This is a genomic window from bacterium (assembly GCA_037131655.1).
Classification (GTDB): Bacteria; Armatimonadota; Fimbriimonadia; order Fimbriimonadales; family JBAXQP01; genus JBAXQP01.
The window spans coordinates 1-2108 of the sequence record JBAXQP010000393.1; the positions used below are offsets into that span (position 1 = coordinate 1).

The window sequence follows — 2108 nt, forward strand, 5'->3', positions numbered from 1 at the left end:
TGCGGTATCTCATCATACGGCGTAACATCAATTTCCAAACTAATGGGCGCTAAAGTTACACTAGAACAAATTAAGCAACCGGTTATCAGTGCATTCGAGCATGTCTTTAAGCTGAATTTCGAAGAAATCGTGATAGATGGGTAGGAAATATGAACGAGACTATTAGAGAACAATTTGAGCAGATTGAGGAAGCGTCATTGTCAACTCAAGCAGTGAAAAGCAGGATGAGTAAAGGCCGAATGAGACCGGAAGCTCAGGACCCCATTCGCACTTGTTTTCAGCGTGATCGAGATAGGGTTATTCACTGCAAATCGTTTCGCCGAATGAAAAATAAAACCCAGGTTTTCATCGACCCTGAAGAAGACCATTATCGCACTCGCCTAACTCATACCCTTGAAGTCACTCAGATTGCTCGCACTATCAGCCGCGCACTTAGGCTCAACGAAGACCTGACAGAAGCGATAGCATTGGCGCATGACCTTGGTCATCCCCCTTTTGGCCATGCGGGTGAGCAGGCAATGGATGAAGTAATGAGAGAATTCTCACCCAATGCTCAATTCCATCATGTATTGCAGAGCCTTCGAATTGTCGATTTCCTTGAAAATGAAGGAAAGGGCTTGAACCTGACATTGGAAGTCCGAGAGGGCATTGCTTATCACTCAAAAGGAACCGGCGATTTAGTTGATAACGATAGAGATAAGATGCCTTCAATGGAGGCTGCAGTCGTCCGTGTGGCTGATCGCGTTGCCTATGTCAATCATGACCTGGATGACGCCATCAGGGCAGGTGCGCTTTCACTAAGTGATGTGCCTCAAAATATTATTTCGAGCCTCGGAAAAACTCATAGCGAACGCATTGCAACGATGGCGGGAGATATTATCCGCGCTAGTATGGAGCTATCTAACATAGTTATGAGTGAGGATATCCGATCCAAGATGGATCGACTGAAAGACCTACTATTTGAAAAAGTCTACATTGGTTTCTTGCCGACACAAAGGGATTTGTTGAAAGCAAAAAACCTATTAAAAGCACTTTTTCGTCATTATATGCAGAATCCGGAACAGTTGCCCAATACCTTTCAACCAGTAGGAACAAGCGATGTGTCGTTAATCGAAAATGTTCGAGACTACATAGCGGGTATGACTGATCGATATGCAGTGCAGCGATTCGAGGAACTATTTTTACCGGGAATATAAGGGTAGAAATGCAGGGGAAGGTGTTTAATCGGGTAGAGTATGGGGTATAAACAATTGATGAGGCGAGCTTATACACCTCATCAATTGTTCACATTGGTGTAGAAAAGGTCTTAACCAAGTACTTTTTTAAGCCGGTCGGCAATCATCGGTTTTGGCACAGCGCCGACGATTTGGTCAACAGGCAGACCGTCTTTGAAGAAAAGCAGCATGGGGATGCTTTGAACTCCATATTGCATTGCTAACTGAGGTTCGGAATCGACATCGACCTTGACAACTTTAACCTGGCCGGCAAACTCCTGAGCTATTGCATCAACTGAAGGAGCAACAGCTTTACAGGGGCCGCACCAGATGGCCCAAAAGTCAACAAGTACGGGAATAGGTGATTGTAATACTTCCTTTTCGAAGTCACCTGTAGTCACTGGGATTGCTGTGCTCATATTTTTGAAGGCCTCCTTGATTTTGTTGTCGCGCCATTTTCGAGACTAAAGATACCGCACAGTTCAAATAACTGTCAAGAAGAGATACACTAGTCGATCTCGTGCGTCTATTACTGGAATATGATCAGGTAGAGTTATTATTGTTCGCACGAGAAGGAATCTCTGAATTATATATCGAAATTTAAATCGTATGCTCACAAGGAGGTTGGATTGATGACGCATTATTGGGTTCGGCGAGCAGCGCTCGTAGGGTTAATTGCACTTATAGTGATGAATGGTGTTGATGCTGGCGCAGCCGCTAAAAAGCGTGTTACTAAGGCAAAAGCTAAATCGCAAGTAGGTGAGATTTCACTGATCGGAATTAACCTCTATGACCCTGTTCAAAATGTTATTAAAAAATTCGGAAATCCTGATTCCGTTCGAGGGGTTTACCTTCAATCCTCAGCGCCAAGTGTTACAAGCCAGCAACCAGGAG

At 44.3% G+C, this 2108-nt stretch carries 3 protein-coding genes; 2 read left to right on the plus strand and 1 reads right to left on the minus strand.

The genetic code is table 11. The features are described from left to right. The first annotated feature begins 149 nt into the window (after positions 1-149). A complete protein-coding gene (locus WCO51_12840; protein ID MEI6514140.1) occupies positions 150-1196 on the plus strand; it encodes a deoxyguanosinetriphosphate triphosphohydrolase in 1047 nt (348 codons plus the stop codon). 110 nt (positions 1197-1306) lie between these two features. On the opposite strand, the gene trxA is transcribed toward WCO51_12840, so the two are convergent. Beyond that, positions 1307-1633 (minus strand): thioredoxin, encoded by a 327-nt coding sequence (trxA, locus tag WCO51_12845; GenBank protein MEI6514141.1) that lies wholly within the window; start codon positions 1631-1633, stop codon positions 1307-1309. 213 nt (positions 1634-1846) lie between these two features. On the opposite strand from trxA, the gene WCO51_12850 reads away from it, so the two are divergent. After that, on the plus strand, positions 1847-2108 hold a 262-nt coding region (locus WCO51_12850; GenBank protein ID MEI6514142.1), incomplete at its 3' end, for a hypothetical protein.